This window comes from Halochromatium sp. NSM3 (assembly GCF_059621085.1).
Window position 1 is genome coordinate 81,524 of sequence record NZ_JCAQIA010000009.1, and the last position, 19,455, is coordinate 100,978.

Annotated in this window: 17 protein-coding genes and 1 pseudogene; 9 read left to right on the plus strand and 9 right to left on the minus strand. The window is 64.9% G+C overall.

The annotated features are described in order from the left end of the window. From AC54T3_RS05955 to AC54T3_RS05965, 3 genes are all read right to left on the minus strand, one after another. Nucleotides 1-198, minus strand: a complete 198-nt coding sequence (locus tag AC54T3_RS05955; RefSeq protein WP_496623173.1) for a hypothetical protein — start codon at nt 196-198, stop codon at nt 1-3. Between the two features lie 51 nt (nt 199-249). Next, nucleotides 250-1,707 carry an NAD(P)/FAD-dependent oxidoreductase gene (locus AC54T3_RS05960; protein WP_496623174.1) on the minus strand — a complete coding sequence of 486 codons (1,458 nt, stop codon included), beginning with the start codon at nt 1,705-1,707 and terminating at the stop codon, nt 250-252. Nucleotides 1,708-1,781: 74 nt separating this feature from the next. After that, nucleotides 1,782-4,010 carry a M1 family metallopeptidase gene (locus tag AC54T3_RS05965; protein WP_496623176.1) on the minus strand — a complete coding sequence of 743 codons (2,229 nt, stop codon included), beginning with the start codon at nt 4,008-4,010 and terminating at the stop codon, nt 1,782-1,784. A gap of 89 nt (nt 4,011-4,099) precedes the next feature. Between AC54T3_RS05965 and AC54T3_RS05970 the strand changes: the two genes are divergently transcribed. Together AC54T3_RS05970 and trhP are read left to right on the plus strand one after the other, a co-directional pair. Beyond that, nucleotides 4,100-5,260 (plus strand): ChaN family lipoprotein, encoded by a 1,161-nt coding sequence (locus tag AC54T3_RS05970; protein ID WP_496623178.1) that lies wholly within the window; start codon nt 4,100-4,102, stop codon nt 5,258-5,260. Then, entirely contained in the window at nt 5,257-6,582 is a 1,326-nt protein-coding gene (gene trhP, locus AC54T3_RS05975; protein WP_496623180.1) for a prephenate-dependent tRNA uridine(34) hydroxylase TrhP, read from the plus strand. The genes AC54T3_RS05970 and trhP overlap by 4 nt, the downstream gene beginning before the upstream one ends. A gap of 2 nt (nt 6,583-6,584) precedes the next feature. Here the strand turns inward: trhP and AC54T3_RS05980 are convergent, their stop codons facing one another. Both AC54T3_RS05980 and AC54T3_RS05985 read right to left on the minus strand, forming a co-directional pair. Further along, the gene (locus tag AC54T3_RS05980) at nt 6,585-7,568 is read right to left on the minus strand and encodes an aldolase catalytic domain-containing protein (RefSeq protein WP_496623181.1); all 984 of its coding nucleotides are present in this window, start codon (nt 7,566-7,568) and stop codon (nt 6,585-6,587) included. 127 nt (nt 7,569-7,695) lie between these two features. Next, on the minus strand, nt 7,696-8,940 hold the full coding sequence (locus AC54T3_RS05985; RefSeq protein WP_496623183.1) for a S1 RNA-binding domain-containing protein: 1,245 nt from the start codon (nt 8,938-8,940) through the stop codon (nt 7,696-7,698). A gap of 283 nt (nt 8,941-9,223) precedes the next feature. Here AC54T3_RS05985 and AC54T3_RS05990 point away from each other — a divergent pair, with 283 nt between their 5' ends. The 3 genes from AC54T3_RS05990 (at nt 9,224) to AC54T3_RS06000 (ending at nt 13,002) form a co-directional block, all read left to right on the plus strand. Next, the gene (locus AC54T3_RS05990; protein WP_496623185.1) at nt 9,224-10,192 is read left to right on the plus strand and encodes an acetyltransferase; all 969 of its coding nucleotides are present in this window, start codon (nt 9,224-9,226) and stop codon (nt 10,190-10,192) included. 66 nt (nt 10,193-10,258) lie between these two features. Continuing rightward, a complete protein-coding gene (locus tag AC54T3_RS05995; RefSeq protein ID WP_496623187.1) occupies nt 10,259-11,203 on the plus strand; it encodes a gamma-glutamylcyclotransferase in 945 nt (314 codons plus the stop codon). Nucleotides 11,204-11,223: 20 nt separating this feature from the next. Beyond that, nucleotides 11,224-13,002: a RyR domain-containing protein gene (locus tag AC54T3_RS06000; protein WP_496623188.1), complete on the plus strand. Its 1,779-nt coding sequence runs from the start codon at nt 11,224-11,226 to the stop codon at nt 13,000-13,002. A 78-nt stretch (nt 13,003-13,080) separates the two neighbouring features. Here AC54T3_RS06000 and AC54T3_RS06005 read toward each other — a convergent pair whose 3' ends face one another. The 3 genes from AC54T3_RS06005 to AC54T3_RS06015 form a co-directional block, all read right to left on the minus strand. Next, entirely contained in the window at nt 13,081-13,587 is a 507-nt protein-coding gene (locus AC54T3_RS06005) for a DUF1249 domain-containing protein (RefSeq protein WP_496623190.1), read from the minus strand. Between the two features lie 122 nt (nt 13,588-13,709). Continuing rightward, nucleotides 13,710-14,078 carry a thioredoxin gene (gene trxA / locus AC54T3_RS06010; RefSeq protein WP_496623192.1) on the minus strand — a complete coding sequence of 123 codons (369 nt, stop codon included), beginning with the start codon at nt 14,076-14,078 and terminating at the stop codon, nt 13,710-13,712. Between the two features lie 57 nt (nt 14,079-14,135). Beyond that, entirely contained in the window at nt 14,136-14,756 is a 621-nt protein-coding gene (locus AC54T3_RS06015; protein WP_496623194.1) for a class I SAM-dependent methyltransferase, read from the minus strand. Between the two features lie 130 nt (nt 14,757-14,886). Between AC54T3_RS06015 and AC54T3_RS06020 the strand changes: the two genes are divergently transcribed. The 4 genes from AC54T3_RS06020 (at nt 14,887) to thiE (ending at nt 18,855) form a co-directional block, all read left to right on the plus strand. Further along, the gene (locus AC54T3_RS06020) at nt 14,887-15,366 is read left to right on the plus strand and encodes an Rrf2 family transcriptional regulator (protein ID WP_496623195.1); all 480 of its coding nucleotides are present in this window, start codon (nt 14,887-14,889) and stop codon (nt 15,364-15,366) included. A gap of 184 nt (nt 15,367-15,550) precedes the next feature. Further along, nucleotides 15,551-16,480, plus strand: a complete 930-nt coding sequence (prmB, locus tag AC54T3_RS06025; protein ID WP_496623197.1) for a 50S ribosomal protein L3 N(5)-glutamine methyltransferase — start codon at nt 15,551-15,553, stop codon at nt 16,478-16,480. Between the two features lie 122 nt (nt 16,481-16,602). Next, nucleotides 16,603-18,072 carry an oxygen-independent coproporphyrinogen III oxidase gene (hemN, locus tag AC54T3_RS06030; RefSeq protein ID WP_496623199.1) on the plus strand — a complete coding sequence of 490 codons (1,470 nt, stop codon included), beginning with the start codon at nt 16,603-16,605 and terminating at the stop codon, nt 18,070-18,072. A gap of 123 nt (nt 18,073-18,195) precedes the next feature. Continuing rightward, on the plus strand, nt 18,196-18,855 hold the full coding sequence (gene thiE / locus AC54T3_RS06035) for a thiamine phosphate synthase (RefSeq protein WP_496623201.1): 660 nt from the start codon (nt 18,196-18,198) through the stop codon (nt 18,853-18,855). A 125-nt stretch (nt 18,856-18,980) separates the two neighbouring features. On the opposite strand, the pseudogene AC54T3_RS06040 reads toward thiE, so the two are convergent. Continuing rightward, nucleotides 18,981-19,455: pseudogene (locus tag AC54T3_RS06040) on the minus strand (hypothetical protein); the annotation flags it as partial.

Here is a 19,455-nt window from a genome sequence, read left to right on the forward strand (position 1 = left end):
TTAGTGGTGCGAGCTGAACATCAATTTGAACATCTTCAAGTTGATGACGATGAATCGCCAAAACTGCCACAGCAGGCTGGTGCGCATATAGCGCGTGAAGCCCGTCGGGACCGGCGGGTAATAGGCCTGCTGATAGGGCTCTTTGTTCTTCGGCTTGACCGAGGCGGAAGCCGCGCTCGTGGTTGCTTCGTTGCTCATCAGGATGTCTCGCTGTTGATGGTGATGGGCATATCGGACCGGGAAGGGCGCTTAGTGCGGCAGTAGCGACCAGCCCGGTTTCATCTTCGCCTGATAGATGAAGACATGATGCAGGATGTACTTCATCCAATGTCCGGCGAGGCCGATCTCGCCGAAGGTCAGGTTCATGTCGCGACCGTACTCGGGATAGGTCTCGTAGTCGGGCACCACCGGGAACACGGTCATGGTGGCGGCCGAGCCCTTGAAGAGATCCATGCCGGTCGAGGCCACGCACGCAGCGCCGGTTTCGGCCATCGAGGCGGTATGAGTGGGTTCCGGGGCGCCGCCGAGCATGTCGCGAATGCTCTCGGCGACCGCCTTGCCCATGGTCGCCGAGGGCATGCCGGTGCGCGGTGGTGCTGGGTTGATCGGGGTATCGTTCGCGCTCTTCATCGGCTTACTGATCAAATGTGGTGGCGCGAAGGCGATGCCGATCGCAAACAGATTCTTGTGGCGCGGGTTCTGATAGGTCTTTGGCCAATCGTCCTTGTGCCATTCCTCGTAGGGCTTCGGGGTGTAGTCGCCATCGACCTTCATGAAGCCATTGGGCGCGAACAGCTCGCTGGTGATGTCGCCGCCGTCCTTGCCATAGGCCTTCATCGGTTGGCCGGCGAAGGGTGGGATGAGCATCGCGAAGTCGAACTCCAGCGTGTGCTCGCTGCCGTCGAGGATTTCGTAGTGGATCTTGCCGGGCTCGATGCGCTTGACCGCAGCACGCACGATCCACTCCATGCCGCGCTCGACCATCAGTGACTCGGCGAATACCTTGCCGTTGGTGATGTAGCCGCCGCGCTTGATATGCACGCCGCCCATGCCGAAGTCGCCGAGTTCGTACTCGTTGCTAATCCAGATCATGCGCGCCTTGTCGCGGATCTTCTCCTTCCGGAACATGTGCTCGATGTTATAGATGTATTCAAAAGCGGCGCCCTGACAGGTGCACATGCCGTGGCCGGTGCCGATGACGAAGGTGCGGGTCTCGCCGCGTTTCATCGCCGCGATGTTGGCCTGTAGCTCTTCATTGGCATGCAGCGCATGGCCCGGGGTGCAGACCGAGGTGGTGTAGCCCTCGTCTGGACCGAGCCCTGGCGTGGCGCCGAAGTTGAGCTTGGGGCCGGTCGCGTTGACCAGATAATCGTAAGTGAGGGTCTCGCTCTGACCGGCGCGCGCGGCCTCGGTGTATTCGAGGGTCACATAGGGCTGATCGGCGGCATCGCCGCCCTCGGGGTGGATCGAGAGGGCCTTGGCTTGCTTGAAGACGACGCCGAGCTTGTCGTAGACCGGTGCGAGCGGGAAGGTGACCTGGCTCTCGGTCATTTCACCGACGCCGACCCAGATGTTCGATGGGATCCAGTTCCATGTGTCGTTCGGCGAGACGACGACGATCTCATGCTCCTGGCCGACCCATTTGCCAAGCCAGCGTGCGGTGGTATGGCCTGAGATGCCCGCGCCAAGGATGACGATGCGTGACATTGATGTAACCTCCAGTGGTTGGTTTTTTCGATTCGAGCCTAGCAGCGCGAATCGGCTCGTGAAAGCGGTCTAGGTCAAGGATTGGATGGCGCCGCGCTGCTCGCGGCAGGGCGCTCAGGCGTGGCTTCGAGCACGCTGGGGCGGGTTGGATAGGCCAGTGGCGGCCTCGCCTCGGAGAGCCAGCGCGTCAGGCTGGATTCGCCCGCTGGCCATTGGCCTTTGCCGACGTTGGTCGGCGCTGATCCCTCGAAGAGCAGATAGCCGTACTTGCCGTAGTGGGGGAGCTTGCGCGCCAGGCCGATGACCGCCTCGGCGCTGTCGGCGCCGATCCAGCCCAAGGGCCGCGAGCCGCGACCTGTGCTGATCACCGGTATCCGATCCGCGTGATCGGTATCGAGCAGCCTGATGTGGCGCCGTGCGGGATCGAGCGCGAACGAGCCTTGCTCGGCTCCGATCGCGGCCAGCGTGGGGAGCCATCGGTTGCTCCAGCCCAGCAGCCAAATTGCCCGATCCGAAGGTAAGTCATCGCGCTCGGTGTCGAGCGCGATGGACCAGCCCGCCTGACCGCGCTGCCAGGCCTCGGCCAGCTGACGATAGGCGGCGCGTAGCTCGGGCGGTGCCTCGCTCGGCACCAGGATCAGCCCACGCTCGGCACCAAACAGGTTGCTCAGGGTGGTGGTCGCCTCGCCCTCGGCCAGCGTGCGGAAGCTGTCGAAGCGCGGGTCGACGGCGATCCGGGCTGGACGCGCATCCAGCATCGTCGAGAACGTCGCCTCGCGCGCGTCCATCGTCACCAGTAGCTCGCTGGCGGCGCCGGTCTCATCGAGCAGCGCGATCGACACCGGCAGCGGGAAGGGGGCGGCGGCTTGGGTCTGCTCGAGCCGACCGCTCAGGCGCCAGCGGCCGTCTTCGAGCGGCTCCACGGTGACCGCTTTGAGCGCCAGGCTGGGGGCGCCGGGGCGCGTCGTCCAGGCCTCGAAGAAGGCGCTGAGATCGGCTTCGGCTTCGGCCTCGAAGGCGGCCTCGATCGCGTCCCAGCCGGCCTCGGAGAAGCGGTTATCGCGGTAGAAGCGCTGAAGGCCCCGCACAAAGGTCTGATCACCAAGCTGGATGCGCAGCATGTGGAAGAGCATCAACGCCTTGCCGTAGCCGATCGCCTGCGAGGCGGCGCCGTGGCGGCCGTGGAAGGCGCCCAATGGCTGATCCTGGTGGTTGCGGACAGAGTCCGCATAGGCCTTGAGCTGGTCACGGCGATAGTCACTGCCCTTGCCGGCAAGCGCCTGATTCAGATGATCGGCCAGATAGGCCGTCAGCCCCTCGCTCCAGTTGCCCTGCGCATGGTCGACATAGACGCCGTTGCCCCACCAGTTGTGCAGGATCTCGTGTGGATAGGACGAATGCAGGATGAACGGCAGCCGCAGCACCCGGGGGCCGAGAAGGGTGAACGAGGGCATGCCATAGCCGGTCTCCCAGAAGTTCTCAACGAGCGCGAACTTGGCATAGGGATAGTCACCGATCAGCCGGCTATAGCGCTCGAGATAGGTCGCGGTGGCTTCCAGGTAGCGCGCGGCAAGCGCATCGTCGGCGCGGCGCAGGAAGGCCTGGGCCTCGGCGACCTCGGTGGGCTCGCGATACAGTTCAAACGGGGCCGCGATCAGATAGAGCCCGTCCTGCGGTGCCGTTTCGCGCCAGCCGACCCGCACGCGCTCATCATCGTGTTCAATGCTGGGACCTTCGCCCTGCGAGACCGCGAGCCAATCGGCGGGTAGACTCACCGTGAGCGAGAGGGTCTCGAGCGTCCCCAGCACGCGCGGATACCAGCCGCTGTAACCGCTCAGGAAGACGCCCTCCGGGCTGATGGTGCCGAGCGACTGCTGCCGCTCTCGGCCCATGCCTTCGCGCACGGCATCGAGATCGTGGCGGATGCGGCCTTGATAGCGCAGCCTGATCTCCTGCGCGTTGCCGGGCTCGAGGTCGGGCTCGAGTCGATACTGACGCAGATGGCCACGTCTTGCCACCGGCTCCAGTTGGGCGTCGCCAGCGATGATGTCGAGTTCGAGTGCCTGATGCAGTTGCACGAAAAGTGTCGCTGGCGCCTCGGGCGGGAGGCTCAGGTGGTCAGTGGCGCTCAGGGTGCCCGTGTTCGGATCGAGCGTGATCTCGATCGCATGTCCGATGACCGGCGTGGAGGCGCTCGTCTCGGCCGCCGCAAGCGGGGGCACTCTCAGCGCGAGCAGCTCGAGGCCCAAGAGGGCGCCGAGCGAGACGCCTGCCAGCCATCGGAACCTGTTGGAATCTTGCATGGTCGCTGTTACTTGAGAAGATGAATCGATGTTGCCCAGCGCGTCGAGTGCGAACGGCTCGAACCTCAGGCCCAACCCAAGAGATGACAATGACGCTGCGATCGCCTCTATTCTCTCGAATCCCGACCTCCCTGCCGAAGGCCCTGGTGCTGATGTTAGCGATCAGCAGCGTGTCGGTCGCCACCGCTGACGACACCGATCCGCAGACCAAGGTGCTCGATGTCTCCAGTCTCGGTGAACTCGATGACCTCATCGAGCAGCTTGCCGATGACCGGGTGGTATTCATCGGCGAGACGCATGACCGCTACGAGGATCACCTGAATCAGCTTGCGATCATTCGCGGTCTGCACGAGCGCGGCCACCCGATCGCGATCGGCATGGAGAGCTTCCAACAACCGTTCCAGGACCAGCTCGATGCCTACATTGCGGGCGATCTCAGCGAGACGCAACTGCTACGCGAGACCGAGTACTTCGAGCGCTGGCGCTTCGATTACCGACTCTATCGCCCGATCCTACGCTATGCGCGCGAGCAGGGTATCCCGCTGATCGCGCTCAACCTGCCGCGCGAGATCACCGATCAGGTCGGCGATGGTGGTATTGCCTCCCTCGCTGCCGAGGAGGCTGAGCTGATCCCAACGGAGATCGATCGCGAGGATACCGAGTATCTGGCCCACCTGAAGCGGGTTTTCGAGCTGCATCCGAAGGGCGATGACGCCTCGTTCAATCATTTCCTCGAGGTGCAATTGCTCTGGGACGAGGGCATGGCCGAACGCGCCGTGCGCTGGTTGCGGGACAATCCGGAGTCGCAGCTGATCGTGCTTACCGGTACCGGTCATGTCGAGTACGGTCGCGGCATCCCGAACCGGGTCGAGCGGCGCCTGCCGGTGTCGATGTCGGTGGTGATGAGCGGCCGGCAGCGTCCGTTCGATCCGGCGATGGCCGATTACCTGCTCTATCCGCGTCCGGTCGATCTGCCGCAGACCGGGCTCATGGGGGTGATGTTGGATACCGACTTGGAGGGCGAGGGCGTTGCCGTCCAGGGCTTCGCGCAGCAGAGCGGGGCGCGTGAGGCCGGCCTCAAGGCGGGGGATCGCATCATCGAGATCGGTGATGTCCCGATCGACGCCTATGCCGATATCCGCATTGCGCTGATGGACAGCCGGCCCGGCCAACAGATGCCGGTCGCCGTGCTGCGCGATCCGCTCGTCGGCGGTGCCAAGCCGCTTCGCTTCGAGATCATTTTGCAATGATGTCCGCGCACGATCGATCGGGTGGTTCCACGCTGGCTTTGACTCCGAGCCGGGCACCGGAGCTACTCGCCCCGGCGGGGACTTTGCGCAACCTGCGCTACGCGCTTGCCTATGGCGCCGACGCCGTCTATGCCGGCATCCCACGCTACAGCCTGCGAGTGCGCAATAACGAGTTCGGCTCGCTCGCCGCCTTGTCCGAAGGGATTGCTGCAGTGCGCGCCGCCGGCAAGCGGTTCTATCTAGCCGCGAACCTGATGCCGCACGGTGCCAAGCTGGGCACCTTCCTGGCCGATCTGGAGCCGGTCATCGCACTCGGGCCGGATGCACTGATCATGTCCGATCCGGGGCTGATCCTGCTGGTGCGTGAGCGGTGGCCCGAAGTCGCCATCCATCTCTCGGTGCAGGCCAATACCACCAATGCCGCAGCGGTGCGCTTCTGGCAGCAGCAGGGGCTGCGGCGGGTGATCCTATCGCGCGAACTCTCGCTCGATGAGATCGCCGAGATCCGCGAGGCTTGCCCGGAGATGGAACTCGAGGTCTTCGTGCACGGTGCGCTCTGCATCGCCTACTCCGGCCGTTGCCTGCTCTCGGGCTATCTGAACCATCGCGATGCCAATCAGGGCAGCTGCACCAATGCCTGCCGCTGGTCCTATCGGATGGGGCAGCCGGTGGCGTCGCCCGAGCGCCATCCGGAGGCCGATCAGGTCTGGCTGCTGGAAGAGGCCGAGCGGCCCGGCGAATACATGGCCATGTTCGAGGACGAGCATGGCAGCTATGTGATGAACTCGCGTGATCTGCGCGCGGTCGAGCATGTCGCGCGTCTCAGTGCCATCGGCGTCGATTCGCTCAAGATCGAAGGCCGTACCAAGTCGCACTACTACACGGCGCGCGCGACCTCGGTCTATCGCCGGGCGATCGATGATGCCGCCGCCGGGCGTGGTTTCGATCGCGGCCTGCTCGAAGAACTCGACGGCTTGGCCAATCGTGGCTACACCGAGGGTTTCCTACGCCGACATGCACCCTCGGAGCTGCAAAACTACACAGCCGGCAGCTCGATCAGCGAGCGTCGGCAATTCGTCGGTGAGTTAGCGCGGGTCGATACCGCAAGCGGTCTGGCCGAGGTGCGGGTGCGTAATCGCTTCGCGCCTGGCGATGAGCTGGAATGGATCACCCCGGCGGGCCTGTGGCGCTTTCGACTCGAACAGCTGAGCGCGACCGATGGCCGACCTCTTGAGGTGGCCCCCGGCGATGGCTGGATAGTGCGCATCCCGCTGCCGGATCACCTGCTTGCGGCGGAGGCGTTGCTCGCGAAGGTGCTTTGAGTTCAGAACTCGGAGACAACCTTGTCGTAGAAGGCGAGGAAGTCGTCCGGGGTCGGACCCTCGCGCCACTCGATCGCCGCGCGCGGGTGCAGATTGAGCTGGCCGGTGAGGTTGTAGGGGATCATCGGCCCCCATTCGATCTCGCCGCGCAGCGGCAGGATGTGTTCTTGGATCACCTCGAGGATCGGGCGCACCTCGAACTTCGGATTGCGCAAAAAGCCGAGCAGCATCTCGGTGTGGCAGTTCCCGGCGCCGCGCCCGAAGCCGAAGATGGTGGCATCGACGCGATTGCAGCCGAGGATGATCGCCTCAATGGTGTTGGCGAACGCGAGCTGCAGATTATTGTGGGCGTGGATGCCGATCTCCTTGCCGGTCCCGGCGAGCGCATCGGCGTACTTGTGGTAGAGCCGGTCGATCTGCTCGCGATAGAGGTGACCGAAACTATCGACGATCACCATGGTGCTGGCCGGGGTTGCGGCGATGGCCTCGAGGACGGTGTCGATCTCTTCCTCGGTGATGTTGGAGACTGCCATCAGGTTGGCGGTGGTCTCGTAGCCCAGCTCGGCGGCGTGGCGGATCATGTCCACCGCCTCCGAGACCTGGTGCGCGTAGAAGGCGACCCGGATCATGCTCAGCGGACTGTCAGCGGCCGGCACGAGCTGGGTCTCCCAGTCGCTCTTGCCGGCATCGGCCATGGCCGCGAGCTTGAGCCCGGTGGCGGCGGGGTCGTGGTCGCCGACCACGCGCTGTAAGTCGCTCTCGTCGCAATGGCGCCAGGGGCCGAACTTTTCGCGTGGAAAGGTCTGCGGCGAGTTCTTGTAGCCGATCTCCATGTAGTCGACACCGGCCGCGATACAGGCCCGGTAACAGGCACTGACGAAGGCGTCATCGAAGCGATGGCCATTGACCAGGCCGCCATCGCGGACCGTGCAGTCCAAGACCTTGAGTGCTGGCCTGTAGGTGATCCACGGGGCCTTGTCTGTCATGGCTGTTTCTCCGGGCTGATCTCAGCCTTGGATTCCGCCGGCGCGCGGCGCGCGGCGATAGATAGTGTCGACGATCACCCGCATCCGAGGGAGGGGCAATTGGGCTCAAGCGAGGCTCAGTGGAGGCTCAGCGGGCATCATCCTGTCCGAGCTGGGCCTTGAGCAGTTCGCCCAGGGTGCCGACGCCGGCATCCTCGTCCTTGGTCTTGTCCTGCGCGCGGCGGCGTTCCTCCGAGGGCGCTGACGCCTCATGCCGCATCGAGCTGGCCTCGGCCTCTTGCAGACGCTCGGGCGCCAGCGAGAGTCCGATGCGACGGCGTTCGCTATCCACCTGCACGACCACGGCATCGACCTGCTGGTCGACCTGCACCACGTCCTTGGGATGCTCGACCCGTCTGCCCGCGCCGAGTTCGCTGACGTGCACCAGGCCGGTGAGCCCAGGCTCGAGTTCGACGAAGGCGCCGAAGGGCTCGAGGCGCTCGATGCGCCCGCGCACCTGGGTGCCGGGCCGGTAGCGCTGCGCGGCGTCGGACCAGGGACTCTTGGCCAGGGCGCGCATCGAGAGCGCGATGCGCTCCGGCCGCTTGGGGTTGTTGGTCTGCTCGATGCGCAGCACCGCGACCTCGATCTCCTGGCCGATGCTCAGCACCTCTTCTGGATGCCGCACGCGGCCGAGCGCGAGTTCGCTGATGTGGATCATGCCCTCGACGCCACCGAGGTCGACGAAGGCGCCGAACTCCTGCAGGCCGACGACCGTGCCTGGCAGCACCGCGCCGGGCTCGAGCTTGGCGCGGAGTTCGGCGGCGCGCTCGGCCTGCGCTTCCGCAAGGATGGCGCGCCGCGAGACCACCAGGTTCAGCCGCCGCCCGCCCTCGAATTTGGTGATGCGAAACGAGGCGCGCTCACCAACCAGGCTGGAGAGATCCTCGATGAAACGCAGATCGGCCTGTGAGGCCGGGCAGAAGGCGCGCTGGCCGGCGATCTGCACCTCGAGTCCGCCCTTGGTGGTACCGGTGATCTGGCCTTCGACCGGGGTGCCGGCCTGAAACGCCGCTTGCAGCTGATCGGCACCCTGAGCATGGCGGGCGTGGCGGCTGCCGAGCACCAAGGCGCCGCTGTCGGGATCGACACCGGTAACCGCAGCCTCGATACTGTCACCCACCGCCTTGCTGATCTGGCCATCGGCGTCGCGCAGGTTGCTGAGTTCCATGGTGGCCTCGGCCTTGCTACCGATATCGACGAACGCATGCTCCTCGCCAATCTCGATGATGGTGCCTTGAACCCGGTCACCCACCTTGGGGCGTACGGCCAGCGCCTGCTCGGTCTTTTCCAGCTCCTTGAGCAGGGCCTCGAAATCGTTGTCGTCGGTCATCGATGGGGGGCCTGTCTGCGGGCCGGTCGAAAATGGGGGCGATAAACGGTTGCAGGCTGTGAGCCACTGGGCGCGGACAACACAATCAGTAGGGATTCTACTCGGCTGGCAACGTCGGGGGCCAGTGTGAGGCGACTTTTCTACTGACCTGACGCATTTTTCGGGCGTGCAACCCGACCTGGGGCTAATGGCTGCACCCAATGGCTGGGCTCGGTGGTCATGCCCGCGTTAAGCTAATCGCCCGGACCGAAGCGACGACGCATGACTCAGGAGACTGCAACCGATGACCCGCTACGATGTCTTCAATGGCGATGCCGACGGCCTCTGTGCACTCCAGCAGCTCCATTTGAGTGAGCCGGACGCCGAGGGAGCGGTCTTGATCTCCGGTACCAAGCGGGATATCGCGCTCGTCCAGCAGGTGCCAGCGATCGAGGGTGATCGGGTGACGGTGCTCGATGTCTCGCTGGACAAGAATCGCGATCACTTGCTCGCGTTGCTGGAGCGTGGTGTCAGTGTGCGCTACGTCGATCATCATTATCCTGGTGAGATCCCCTCTCACCCCAATCTCGCCACCCATATCGACACCACTGCGGATCGGGGCACCAGCCTCCTAGTCGATGAGTTGCTTGCTGGCCGGCAGCGCGCCTGGGCCGTGGTCGGGACCTTCGGCGACAATTTTGATGGTTCTGCGGTGCGCGCGGCGGAACCGCTTGGGCTGGCGCAAGAGGAACTCGACCTGCTGCGCGAACTCGGCATTCTGCTCAATTACAATGGGTATGGGGCCACGTTGGCCGATCTGTATTTTCCGCCCGCGACCCTGTTCGCGCGCTTGCGGCCTTACGCCGACCCGCTCGAGTTCGCGCGTCGCGATGAGTCCTTTGCCGCGCTGCGCGCCGGCTATGCCGACGATATGGCGCGCGCCCGCGCACTGACCCCGGAGCATCGCAGCGCGACCCATCTGCTGCTGTTACTGCCGGCGGCGGCCTGGGCGCGTCGGGTCGGCGGCGTCTATGCCAATGCCTTGGCGCAGCAGGCCCCGGAGAGGGCGCATGCGTTGCTGACGCAGCGCGAGCAGGGCGGTTTCCTGGTCAGCGTGCGCGCGCCGATCGCGCATCCGCAAGGGGCCGATGCGCTCTGCCGACAGTTCGAGACGGGCGGCGGGCGTCAGGCTGCGGCCGGTATCAACCAGTTGGAAGATAGCGACTACTCGCGCTTCGTCGAGGCCTTTCTCGCGGCCTTTTGCGAGCCCTGAACTTGTCGGAGCCCGGACCTGAACTCGGAGTCTGGAACACGGAGGCGGCGTCGGTCGAGATTTGGTATGCGGCATCTGGTCTTTGTCTATGGCACCTTGTTACGCGGCGAGGTCAATCACGGGTTGCTCGAGGACGCCGACTTCGTCGGCGAGCATCGCACCGAGCCGCGCTTCACGCTGGTGCGGCTCGGCGCCTATCCGGGGCTCATCCACGGCGGACACACGGCTGTCTCGGGCGAACTGTATCGGGTCGATAACGCTGGGCTCGGGGCGCTCGATCGGCTCGAAGACTATCCTCGACTCTACGATCGGCGCCTGCTCGCGACCCGTTTTGGCCCTGCTTGGGCCTACCTGTATCGCGGCTCGGCGCGTGATCGGCGACCAATCCCAAGTGGGGATTGGCGGGCGGTCTCGCGGGCCGCTACCCCTCTGCGCGCGGCTGCGGTGCGCGGGCAGCGTGATTCGAAGAACCCGGGCCGTCGACAGCAAATACGGTCCCGACTCATGGCGACGGAGACATCGATGACTACCGACACCCGTGCTTCGCAGGCGACGGAAGAAGGCCGCTTTACCATCCAGCTCGAGCAACGCGAGGGGTATGCGATCAATGTCGCGTTTGATTGGAAATGCGCCGCCGATCTGCTGATGGACGAGCCGCCACCACTGGGCGAGACCAATGGCCCCAATGCCTCGCGTCTACTCGCAGCTGCGGTTGGTAACTGCCTCTCGGCCAGCTTGCTCTACTGCATCGGCAAGGAGGAGCCGCCGGAGCGGGGCCTGCGCACCGAAGTGACCTGCGTGATGGTGCGCAACGAGAAGAAACGCTTGCGCATCGGACGCATGGAGGCGCGCATGATCCTTGCGCCGGTCCTGGTCGAATCCAAGCGTTTTGAGCGCTGCAAGACACTGTTCGAGGATTTCTGCGTGGTTTCGGCCAGTGTTAGGCAGGGGATCCCGCTGGTTGTCTCGGTGCTCGACGAGGCGGGTAACCTGCTGCATCAAAGCGACTGACGTCGTCGATATCCAGCAGCATGATCGGTTTGCGACGACGGCGTCGGATCCTGTTACTTGGCCAAGGGGTGGTTGCCGAGGCCTGTGAGCGGGCGCTGCAAGCGGGGCCGGAGCGGCTGCTGTGGCTGGAGCCGAAGGCGGTTGATGCCCGGCAACTTCGACAGGCCGATGTGCTGATCCTCGCCGATGCGGCTGATCCGCATGCACTCTTGGCTGGGGTGTCGCCTCGCCTCGCACAGATCGACCGCCGGCATCCCTTGCGGGTGCTGATGCTCGATGACGAGGCGCGACTGGATGCCAGGGCTCTGGCCGAGGCGGCGGCCCAGCAGCCGTCCTGGGTTCGACTCGAGCTGGTCCCAATCCTGCGGCAGGCAGCGCGACGACTGCTCGCGCGCTGGCCACTGCACTGGGGCGCCGACCCGCGTTTTGGCCAGCGGGTTCATCTGCTGATTCAGGGCGAGAGTCGTTTCTCCGATGCCCTGCTGGTGCATGCGTTACGAGTCAGCAGTTATGGTGATGCGCGCGCGTGCTTGACGATGCTCGGCGACAAACCTGCGGCCTGGGAACAGCGTTTCGCTCGCGCCTATCCTCAGGCGCACCAGATTGCCGAGCTGAGTTTCCAGTCGCTCCAAGCACCTGATCTGGCGGCAGCGCCACCGGTCACCATGGCGGTGGTCTGCGGCGCGCCGGCGGCGGATGCCCTGAGCCAAGCACGGGCGCTGATCCTGCACCTTGCCGAGGCGCAACGTTGCTCGCCGCCGGTCCTGGTCGAGATCGGCGATCTGCGCGCCGACGGCGAGCTGGAGGACTGGGACGGCCAGTTGATCCCGATCGAGCAGCGGCAGTTGGCGTTGGATCGCGCCGTGCTCCTCGAGGGTCGCGGCGACGAGCTGGCGCGGGTGATCCATGATCACTACCGCGATACCACCGAGGCGCAAGGGCGCGATCCCTCGACCGAACCGGCGGGGCAGCCTTGGCCGCTGCTGGCGGCTTCCTATCGGGATGCGAATCGCCATCAAGCCGACCATCTCTGGGCGAAGCTGGCGGTCACGGATTGCCGCGCCGTGCCCGAGGATCAGGTGGAGTCGTTCGCGTTCGCGCCGATGGAGGTCGAGCGGCTCGCGGTCATCGAGCATGCGCGTTGGGCCGCCGACCGTTGGCTCGATGGCTGGTCCCATGCGCCCACGCGCGACAATGCTCGCAAGCATCATCCGCAACTGATTCCTTATCAGCAGCTCTCGGGGCTGATGAAGGATCTGGATCGCTTTGCCGTGCGCCTGGTGCCGACCTTGCTGGCACGCTCCGGGCTCGGGGTTTTGAGGATGTTGCTGGTTGGGCTGGTGTCGGGGGTGCCTGCCTCGCGGCGCTCGGCGCGCCCGCCTCCAGAGTTGGATCGGTTGTTCCGGCAGGCGTTGAGACGACTGGCTGCGCGTTATCCGGATCGCGCGCTCGTGGTTGGCGCTACCCTCGATGATCCAGCCGCGAGGCGGTTTACCGAGCTTGCGACCGATGAGTTCGGCGCTAGCTTCTTCGTCTTACTGCGGCAGCCATTGCCGGTGCTGCTGGGCGGTCTCGAGGCGCGGGCGCGCCGACAGGCGCTGGCCTTGCTCACCAAGGCCGAGCGGCGCATCACGCTCTCGGAGCCCAACGCCCTCGAACACTGGTTGGAAACGCGCGCCGAGATCCTGGTCGACCTCGGTGCCGAAGCCGACGCGCGGCCGACCGAGGCGGCCCTGCCGGAGCGAAAATGGCTCCGGATCGATCCAGCGCATGGGCTGCGTTGGACCTTCGAGTATTAGCGCTCGAGCGCGCCACCGATCAGGCCGATCAGGCGCTGGCTCGGAGGTCGCCCGCTTTGCCGCCCGCTTGGCAGCCGGCTAGGGACTGGTAAGCAACTCGCGTTGTCCGCCAACGGCTGTCAGGCTGGCGCTGGCGGGAAAGCCGTGCCCCTCGCGCAGGCAGTAGCCGAGCCACTTGGAGACAAACAGATTGGCGCGCCATTTGGCCGCTAGCGCGGGACGCTCGTAGTGGCTCAGGACCGGGAGCACGGTTTGACGCAGGCTCAGCACCTCGACCTGCTCGGCGTCGTGATAGGCGCGCAATAGCGCATCCGGCTCCGAGGGCTGGTGCCCAGTGGAGCCATCGGCGTGGAGCAGGTGGGTCAGGCGCAGCGTGCTAGTATAGCGCGACTGATCGACCACCGCCAGCAACAGCTCGGCGCGCCCGTCCGGCTTCGATCGCAGGGGGCCGCGCAACCGTGGTAGCGCCGGCGCAAGCCGCATCAGGGCGCCATAGTTTTCCTCGCACAGCGCCATCAGGCCGCCGACGTCGGGCGCCGCCGCCAGCAGGTCGAGGCGAGAGAAGACCAACGAGGGTGCCTGCATCGAGGGTGCGTTCCGAGGTTGACGAGGGCCTTGCGTGGCGGCGCCATGTGGTTGTGCCAGGCGGATGGCGCCATGGGCGGACGTGCCCAAGGCAGATGTGCCAGGGCGGTTCACGCCTGGTTTCAGGCGCTGCCTTCTTGCTTGGCGATATCGGCGCGGACCTGGTCCATATCCAGCTCCTTGGCCTTGGTGATCAGCTCGCGGAACGACCCCTCGGGCAGTGCGCCGGGCTGCGAGAAGATGATCACCTGATCGCGGAAGATCATCAGCGTCGGGATCGAGCGGATCTGGAAATGGGCCGCGATGCCCTGCGCCTCCTCGGTGTTGACCTTGGCGAAGACGATGTCCTCGTGGTCGTTCGAGACCTTCTCGTACACCGGTGCGAACGAGCGGCAGGGACCGCACCAGGTCGCCCAAAAGTCGACGATGACGAAGGGGTTGTCGGTGATGGTCTGCTCGAAGGTCTGCTCGTTGAGTTCGACGACGGCCATGAGCGGCTCCTTTTTCGCTGAATAAATGTGGCGAGGAGTCTAACAGAATCCTCCGGCCTACCGCTGGTTCCCACCCTCGGCGCCTGGACTTTCGTGCTGTGGGTGCGTCATCGCGACGCTGAAATCCCCCGACAGATAGCCGTCGACGATGCGCAGGCTCAGGTTCCTCTCGGCGGCCCAGGCCTCGATGGTCTCCGGCATCAGGTAGTTGAAGGTCATCGACGCATGACTCCCCCTGAGCAGGTTGAAGACCAGGCCAGAGCGGGCGGCGCCGAGACAGCGCTCGATGAACAGGCCGGTCTCCTCGTGCGTGAGCAGGGCCATGGCGCCGCTCGCTAGATACCAGTCGGCGGCGGGCAGCGGGTCGCTGAGCACATCGCAGTGCAGGATCGCGCAACCGGTGCGGGCGCGGGCGCGCTCGACCATCGCCTGCACGGCATCGAGGCCGATGTACTGGCGCGGTAGATCGTCGCGCTTGGCCAGGAAGGCGTGCAGATCGCCGAGCCCGCAGCCGACATCCACCAGCGAGAGCCGGGAGAGATCGGGCGGCAGCAGATCGCGCAGGACGGCAAAGCGGATCTGCTGACTCTCGATGGAGCGCCAATGCACGCCTTCGGCGTTCTCGCCGTAGCGCGCCAAGGCGTGACGATAGAAGCTCTCGGTATCAACACGCGGCATCTGAGCGTTCTCGGGTGGGTTTGGGCGCCAAGGATAAAAAAATTGTTCGACGATTTTCCTTGACAATCGACCCCATAAAAACCAAGTAAGGAGCTGGGAATTGGCCGCGATAACCTAAGGCATCAACACCATGAGACTCTCCACCAAAGGCCGCTATGCTGTCACTGCCATGCTCGATCTTGCCCTGAACTCGGGCAGAGGACCGGTGACGCTGGCCGACATCTCGGTTAACCAGGGCATTTCGTTATCCTATCTCGAGCAGTTGTTCGCTGCCTTGCGCGCCAAACAGTTGGTGCGCGGGATTCGGGGGCCGGGTGGCGGCTACTATCTCGGCAAAGGAACCGACGAGATCTCGATCGCCGACATCATCTGCGCGGTCGACGAATGGGTCGAATTCACCCGCTGCGGCGGGCGCGAGAACTGTCGCGGGGGCGAGCGCTGCCTCACGCACAGTCTCTGGGATCAGCTCAGCGATGAGATCTTCACCTTCCTGAGCGAGATCTCGCTCGCCGATCTGGTCGAGCGCGGGCAACGAAAGACACCGCGCCAGGACGAGCGTGTCGCGCCTCGTCGTCCCCTGCCGGAGGAGGGAAAACAACGCGCGGCCTAGCGTTCTCGCGCCTTGGTCTGCCAGCTTGACCGAGTTTGGCCTGGATCAGGTCGAGCGTCGTTCATCTCGGCAGCCAGACGCTCTCTGATGCTATCCTTTGCGATTCGGTCCACTTTACGTCTGGCGTGCCGCCAAACAGCCCCCTTCAAAGTGGCCTAAGGCATCAGCGAGAGCCCCTGTCACCATGCAGGCTGAAACCGACGAGCTTCTGACGATTCAAGACTTGGTACGCTGGGGCGCCTGCCGCTTCATCGAGGCCGGGCTGCATTTCGGGCATGGCACCGACAACGCCTTCGACGAGGCGGCCTGGCTGGTGGCGCATGCGCTCGGAATGCCGCCGGCACTGACCGCCGACTATAGCCAATGCCGGGTCACGCGGACGGAGCGCGAGGCGGTCACCGCACTCCTCGCGCGGCGCATTGATGAGCGACGGCCAGCGGCTTACCTGACCGGTCGCACCTGGTTTGCCGGACTGGAGATGAACGTCTCCGATCAGGTCATGATTCCCCGCTCACCGCTGGCCGAGCTGATCAGCGATGGCTTCGCGCCCTGGATCGATCCAGCCAAGGTTAGCCGAGTGCTCGACCTCTGCACCGGGAGCGGCTGTATCGGCATCGCCGCAGCCATGCATCTGCCCGATGCTGATGTCGATCTCGCTGACATCTCGCCGGCCGCGCTGCGCGTGGCGATGCGCAATCGTTCGCGGCATGGGCTGGAGGAGCGGGTGCGGATCATCGAATCGGACCTGTTCGCCGCCATCGACGACGAGGCGGTCTACGATGTCATCGTCTCCAACCCGCCCTATGTCGCCGCCGCCGAGCTGGAATCCCTGCCCGCCGAATACCGCCACGAGCCGCAGCTCGCTTTCGCCGCTGGCGAATCGGGGCTCGATCTGGTCTTGCGTATCCTGCGCGATGCGCCAGACTTCCTCAGTGACGATGGCCTGTTGATCGTCGAGGTTGGCAGCGCCGCCGAAACCCTGCAGGATCGCTTCCCGGAGCTGCACTGGACCTGGCTCGAGTTCGAGCACGGCGGTGATGGCGTCTTCTTGATGCACCGCCAAGAACTCGTGGATGCACACCCGGCCTTCGCCAAGTCGGTGGCGGGCACCTGAGCGCCACGCAGGGCCGCGACAGCGCGCGGATGACGGCAACCAGGGCGCAGGCAAAGACCGAGACCACCTGATCACACAACGCAACGAGGCCCGCCGTCGGCGCCTCGAGGTAGACGATAACGATGCTTGACAAGACCCGTACCATCCCCTCTGAGGCCGGTGCCCAAAACGAAACCGCCACGCGCCCGCTGGCCAGCGAGGGCGCTGCCGATCAACGCACGGTGTTCGATCTGGAGCTGATCCAACGCTACGACCAGAGCGGTCCGCGCTACACCTCCTATCCGACCGCGCTCGAGTTCGATCCGGCCTTTGATGAGAACCGCTACAAGCAGGTCTGCCAAGAGACCAACGCCAGCGGCCGGCCGTTGTCGCTCTACTTCCACATCCCATTCTGCGACACGGTCTGCTTCTACTGCGCCTGCAATAAGATCGCGACCAAGGACCGCACCATGGTGCAGCCCTATCTGGATCGCGTCTACAAAGAGCTGGCGATGCAATCGGCGTTGTTCGACGACGACCGCGTGGTCGAGCAATTGCACTGGGGCGGCGGCACGCCAACCTTCATCAGCGCGGCGCAGATGCGCGAGCTGATGGCCGAGACGCGCAAGCACTTCAAGCTCGCCGACGACGAGGTCGGCGAGTACTCGATCGAGATCGATCCGCGCGAGGCCAAGGGCGATACCATCGCGCTGCTGCGCGAGATCGGCTTCAATCGCATGAGTCTCGGCGTGCAGGATTTCGATCCGCGCGTGCAGCAGGCGGTGAACCGGGTGCAGAGTCAGGACGAAACCTTCGCCGTGCTCGAGGCCGCGCGCAGCGAGGGCTTCCGCTCGATCAGCATCGATCTGATCTACGGGCTGCCGCATCAGACCGCCGAGAGCTTCCTGGATACCCTCGACAAGATCATCGCCGTCGGCCCCGAGCGCCTGTCGGTCTTCAACTATGCGCATCTGCCGCGCCGCTTCATGCCGCAGCGGCGCATCGACGAGGCCGAACTGCCACCGCCGCAGGTTAAGCTCGAGATCCTGCAGGCGACCATTGAGCGCCTGACCGACGCCGGCTGGCTCTACATCGGCATGGACCATTTCGCCCGCCCCGACGACGAGCTGGCGCTGGCGCAGCGCAACGGCACCCTGTATCGCAACTTCCAGGGCTATTCGACCCATGCCGATTGTGATCTGATCGGGGTCGGTGTGACCTCGATCGGCAAGGTCGGCGCAACCTATGGCCAGAACCGGCGCGAGCTGGACGAATACTACAGCGACATCGACGCCGGCCAGCTGCCGGTGTTCCGCGGCATCGAACTGACCCGCGATGACGAGATCCGGCGCGATGTGATCACCCGCCTGATCTGTCTCTTCAAACTCGATTTCAGCGAGGTCGAGCGCGCCTGGGACCTCAACTTCCAAGACTACTTCGGCCGCGATCTGGTCAAGCTCGAGGGCATGCAGGCCGACGGGCTGCTCGAGATCGACAGCAGCGGTATCCGCGTGCTGCCCAAGGGCCGGCTGCTGATCCGCAACATCTGCATGGCCTTCGACGCCTATATGGAAGCGAAGCAGGGGCAGGGCGGTTTCTCGAAGGTGATCTGAACGGCGACCTTGAGTAGCGAGGGCTCGCCGCGCGCGTGGCGAGCCCTTCGGTGTGTGCCCACTGTCCATGATCAACAGTGAGGGGGGATAGTGGCCTCTGCTTGTGCACATACGGAGCCTGGAATGCTCGATTTCTCCGTCTACCTGATCACTGATGCCGCGCTCTGCGCGCGTATCGGCCTCGTCGAGACCGTTGCGGCGGCCTTGCGCGGCGGCGTGACCGCAGTGCAGTTGCGCGATAAGCAGGCCACCGATGCTGAGCTGATCGAGCAGGGCAGGGCGCTGAAAGGCCTGTTGACCGGAACCAGCGTCCCGCTGATCGTCAACGACCGGCTTGAGGTGGCGGCGGCGATCGACGCCGACGGCCTACATTTGGGTCAATCCGATGCGAGCGTTGCCGAGGCGCGCGAGTGTCTTGGCGCCGAGGCCATCTTGGGGCTCTCGGCGCAGACCCGCGAGCAGCTGGAGGCGCCGGAGCTGAGCCTGGTCGACTACCTTGGCGTTGGGCCGGTGTTTGCGACGGCGACCAAGCCCGATCATTCAGCGCCGCTTGGTTTTGATGGGCTGGCGGCGATCTGCGCGATAAGTCCATTGCCAGTGGTCGCCATTGGCGGCCTGAGTGTCGAGCATGCGGCGTCGGTCTGGTCCGCTGGCGGGGCCGGTATGGCGGTAGTCTCGGCGATTTGCGCCGCATCGGACCCCGAGCAAGCGACCCGCGAGATCGCCGAGGCTTTTACGATTGCGCGTCTCGGCAGCGCCGATGCTGATGCTAACTCGCTTTAACGGCTGCGAAGCTCAAGCGGCGGGCCGAGTCTCGTTGGTCTTTGTGGAGAAAGTCCAGAGAGAACCGCAGCCAGCGGCGAAAATACGGCTGATGATTCCCCCCGATCCGCGATGCCCCGCAGTTGTCAGCGCCGAATCGAAGCAGGAAGCACCCTCTGAACGAAGGCCGCCTGACACCGGGCGATGGCGGCCAGACAGTTGCCATCGAGATAACGAATCCGATACCCGGGCAGGCGCTCGGCCCGGGCACCGCCGAGTTCGTCGATCAGCTGCGCAGCGTCGCGCGCGATCAGGCGCACCAGTCCTTGGGAGGTCGACAACTCGACGCCCTGGAGCTTGTCATAGACCGCCACGACCGAGGCGGCGATGCGCGACTCCCGATAGGCCGCATGCACGTTGGCCTGCACCCGACAGACGATCTGCAGCAGCAGCCCGACCAGCGAGGAGAACAGAATCTGGCGCGTGTACTGCTCCTCGCGCGTGGACTCGAACCAGGCGTCGAGCCGCTCGGCGTTGAGCAGGCGCTCAAGCAGTCCGCGCACCATCACGCGCGCGGGCGCGCGCTCGGCAAAGCGTTGCAGGACACCGTCAAACATCCGG

Excerpts from the sequence above, each read along its gene's own strand:
- hemN (WP_496623199.1), top strand. The coding sequence starts at position 16,603 with ATGCTTGACAAGACCCGTACCATCCCCTCTGAGGCCGGTGCCCAAAAC.
- AC54T3_RS06005 (WP_496623190.1), bottom strand. The coding sequence starts at position 13,587 with ATGCAGGCACCCTCGTTGGTCTTCTCTCGCCTCGACCTGCTGGCGGCG.
- AC54T3_RS05990 (WP_496623185.1), top strand. The coding sequence starts at position 9,224 with ATGACCCGCTACGATGTCTTCAATGGCGATGCCGACGGCCTCTGTGCA.
- AC54T3_RS05965 (WP_496623176.1), bottom strand. The coding sequence starts at position 4,010 with ATGCAAGATTCCAACAGGTTCCGATGGCTGGCAGGCGTCTCGCTCGGC.
- AC54T3_RS05985 (WP_496623183.1), bottom strand. The coding sequence starts at position 8,940 with ATGACCGACGACAACGATTTCGAGGCCCTGCTCAAGGAGCTGGAAAAG.
- trxA (WP_496623192.1), bottom strand. The coding sequence starts at position 14,078 with ATGGCCGTCGTCGAACTCAACGAGCAGACCTTCGAGCAGACCATCACC.
- AC54T3_RS06015 (WP_496623194.1), bottom strand. The coding sequence starts at position 14,756 with ATGCCGCGTGTTGATACCGAGAGCTTCTATCGTCACGCCTTGGCGCGC.
- AC54T3_RS05970 (WP_496623178.1), top strand. The coding sequence starts at position 4,100 with ATGACGCTGCGATCGCCTCTATTCTCTCGAATCCCGACCTCCCTGCCG.
- thiE (WP_496623201.1), top strand. The coding sequence starts at position 18,196 with ATGCTCGATTTCTCCGTCTACCTGATCACTGATGCCGCGCTCTGCGCG.
- trhP (WP_496623180.1), top strand. The coding sequence starts at position 5,257 with ATGATGTCCGCGCACGATCGATCGGGTGGTTCCACGCTGGCTTTGACT.
- prmB (WP_496623197.1), top strand. The coding sequence starts at position 15,551 with ATGCAGGCTGAAACCGACGAGCTTCTGACGATTCAAGACTTGGTACGC.
- AC54T3_RS06000 (WP_496623188.1), top strand. The coding sequence starts at position 11,224 with ATGATCGGTTTGCGACGACGGCGTCGGATCCTGTTACTTGGCCAAGGG.
- AC54T3_RS05995 (WP_496623187.1), top strand. The coding sequence starts at position 10,259 with ATGCGGCATCTGGTCTTTGTCTATGGCACCTTGTTACGCGGCGAGGTC.
- AC54T3_RS05980 (WP_496623181.1), bottom strand. The coding sequence starts at position 7,568 with ATGACAGACAAGGCCCCGTGGATCACCTACAGGCCAGCACTCAAGGTC.
- AC54T3_RS06020 (WP_496623195.1), top strand. The coding sequence starts at position 14,887 with ATGAGACTCTCCACCAAAGGCCGCTATGCTGTCACTGCCATGCTCGAT.
- AC54T3_RS05960 (WP_496623174.1), bottom strand. The coding sequence starts at position 1,707 with ATGTCACGCATCGTCATCCTTGGCGCGGGCATCTCAGGCCATACCACC.
- AC54T3_RS05955 (WP_496623173.1), bottom strand. The coding sequence starts at position 198 with ATGAGCAACGAAGCAACCACGAGCGCGGCTTCCGCCTCGGTCAAGCCG.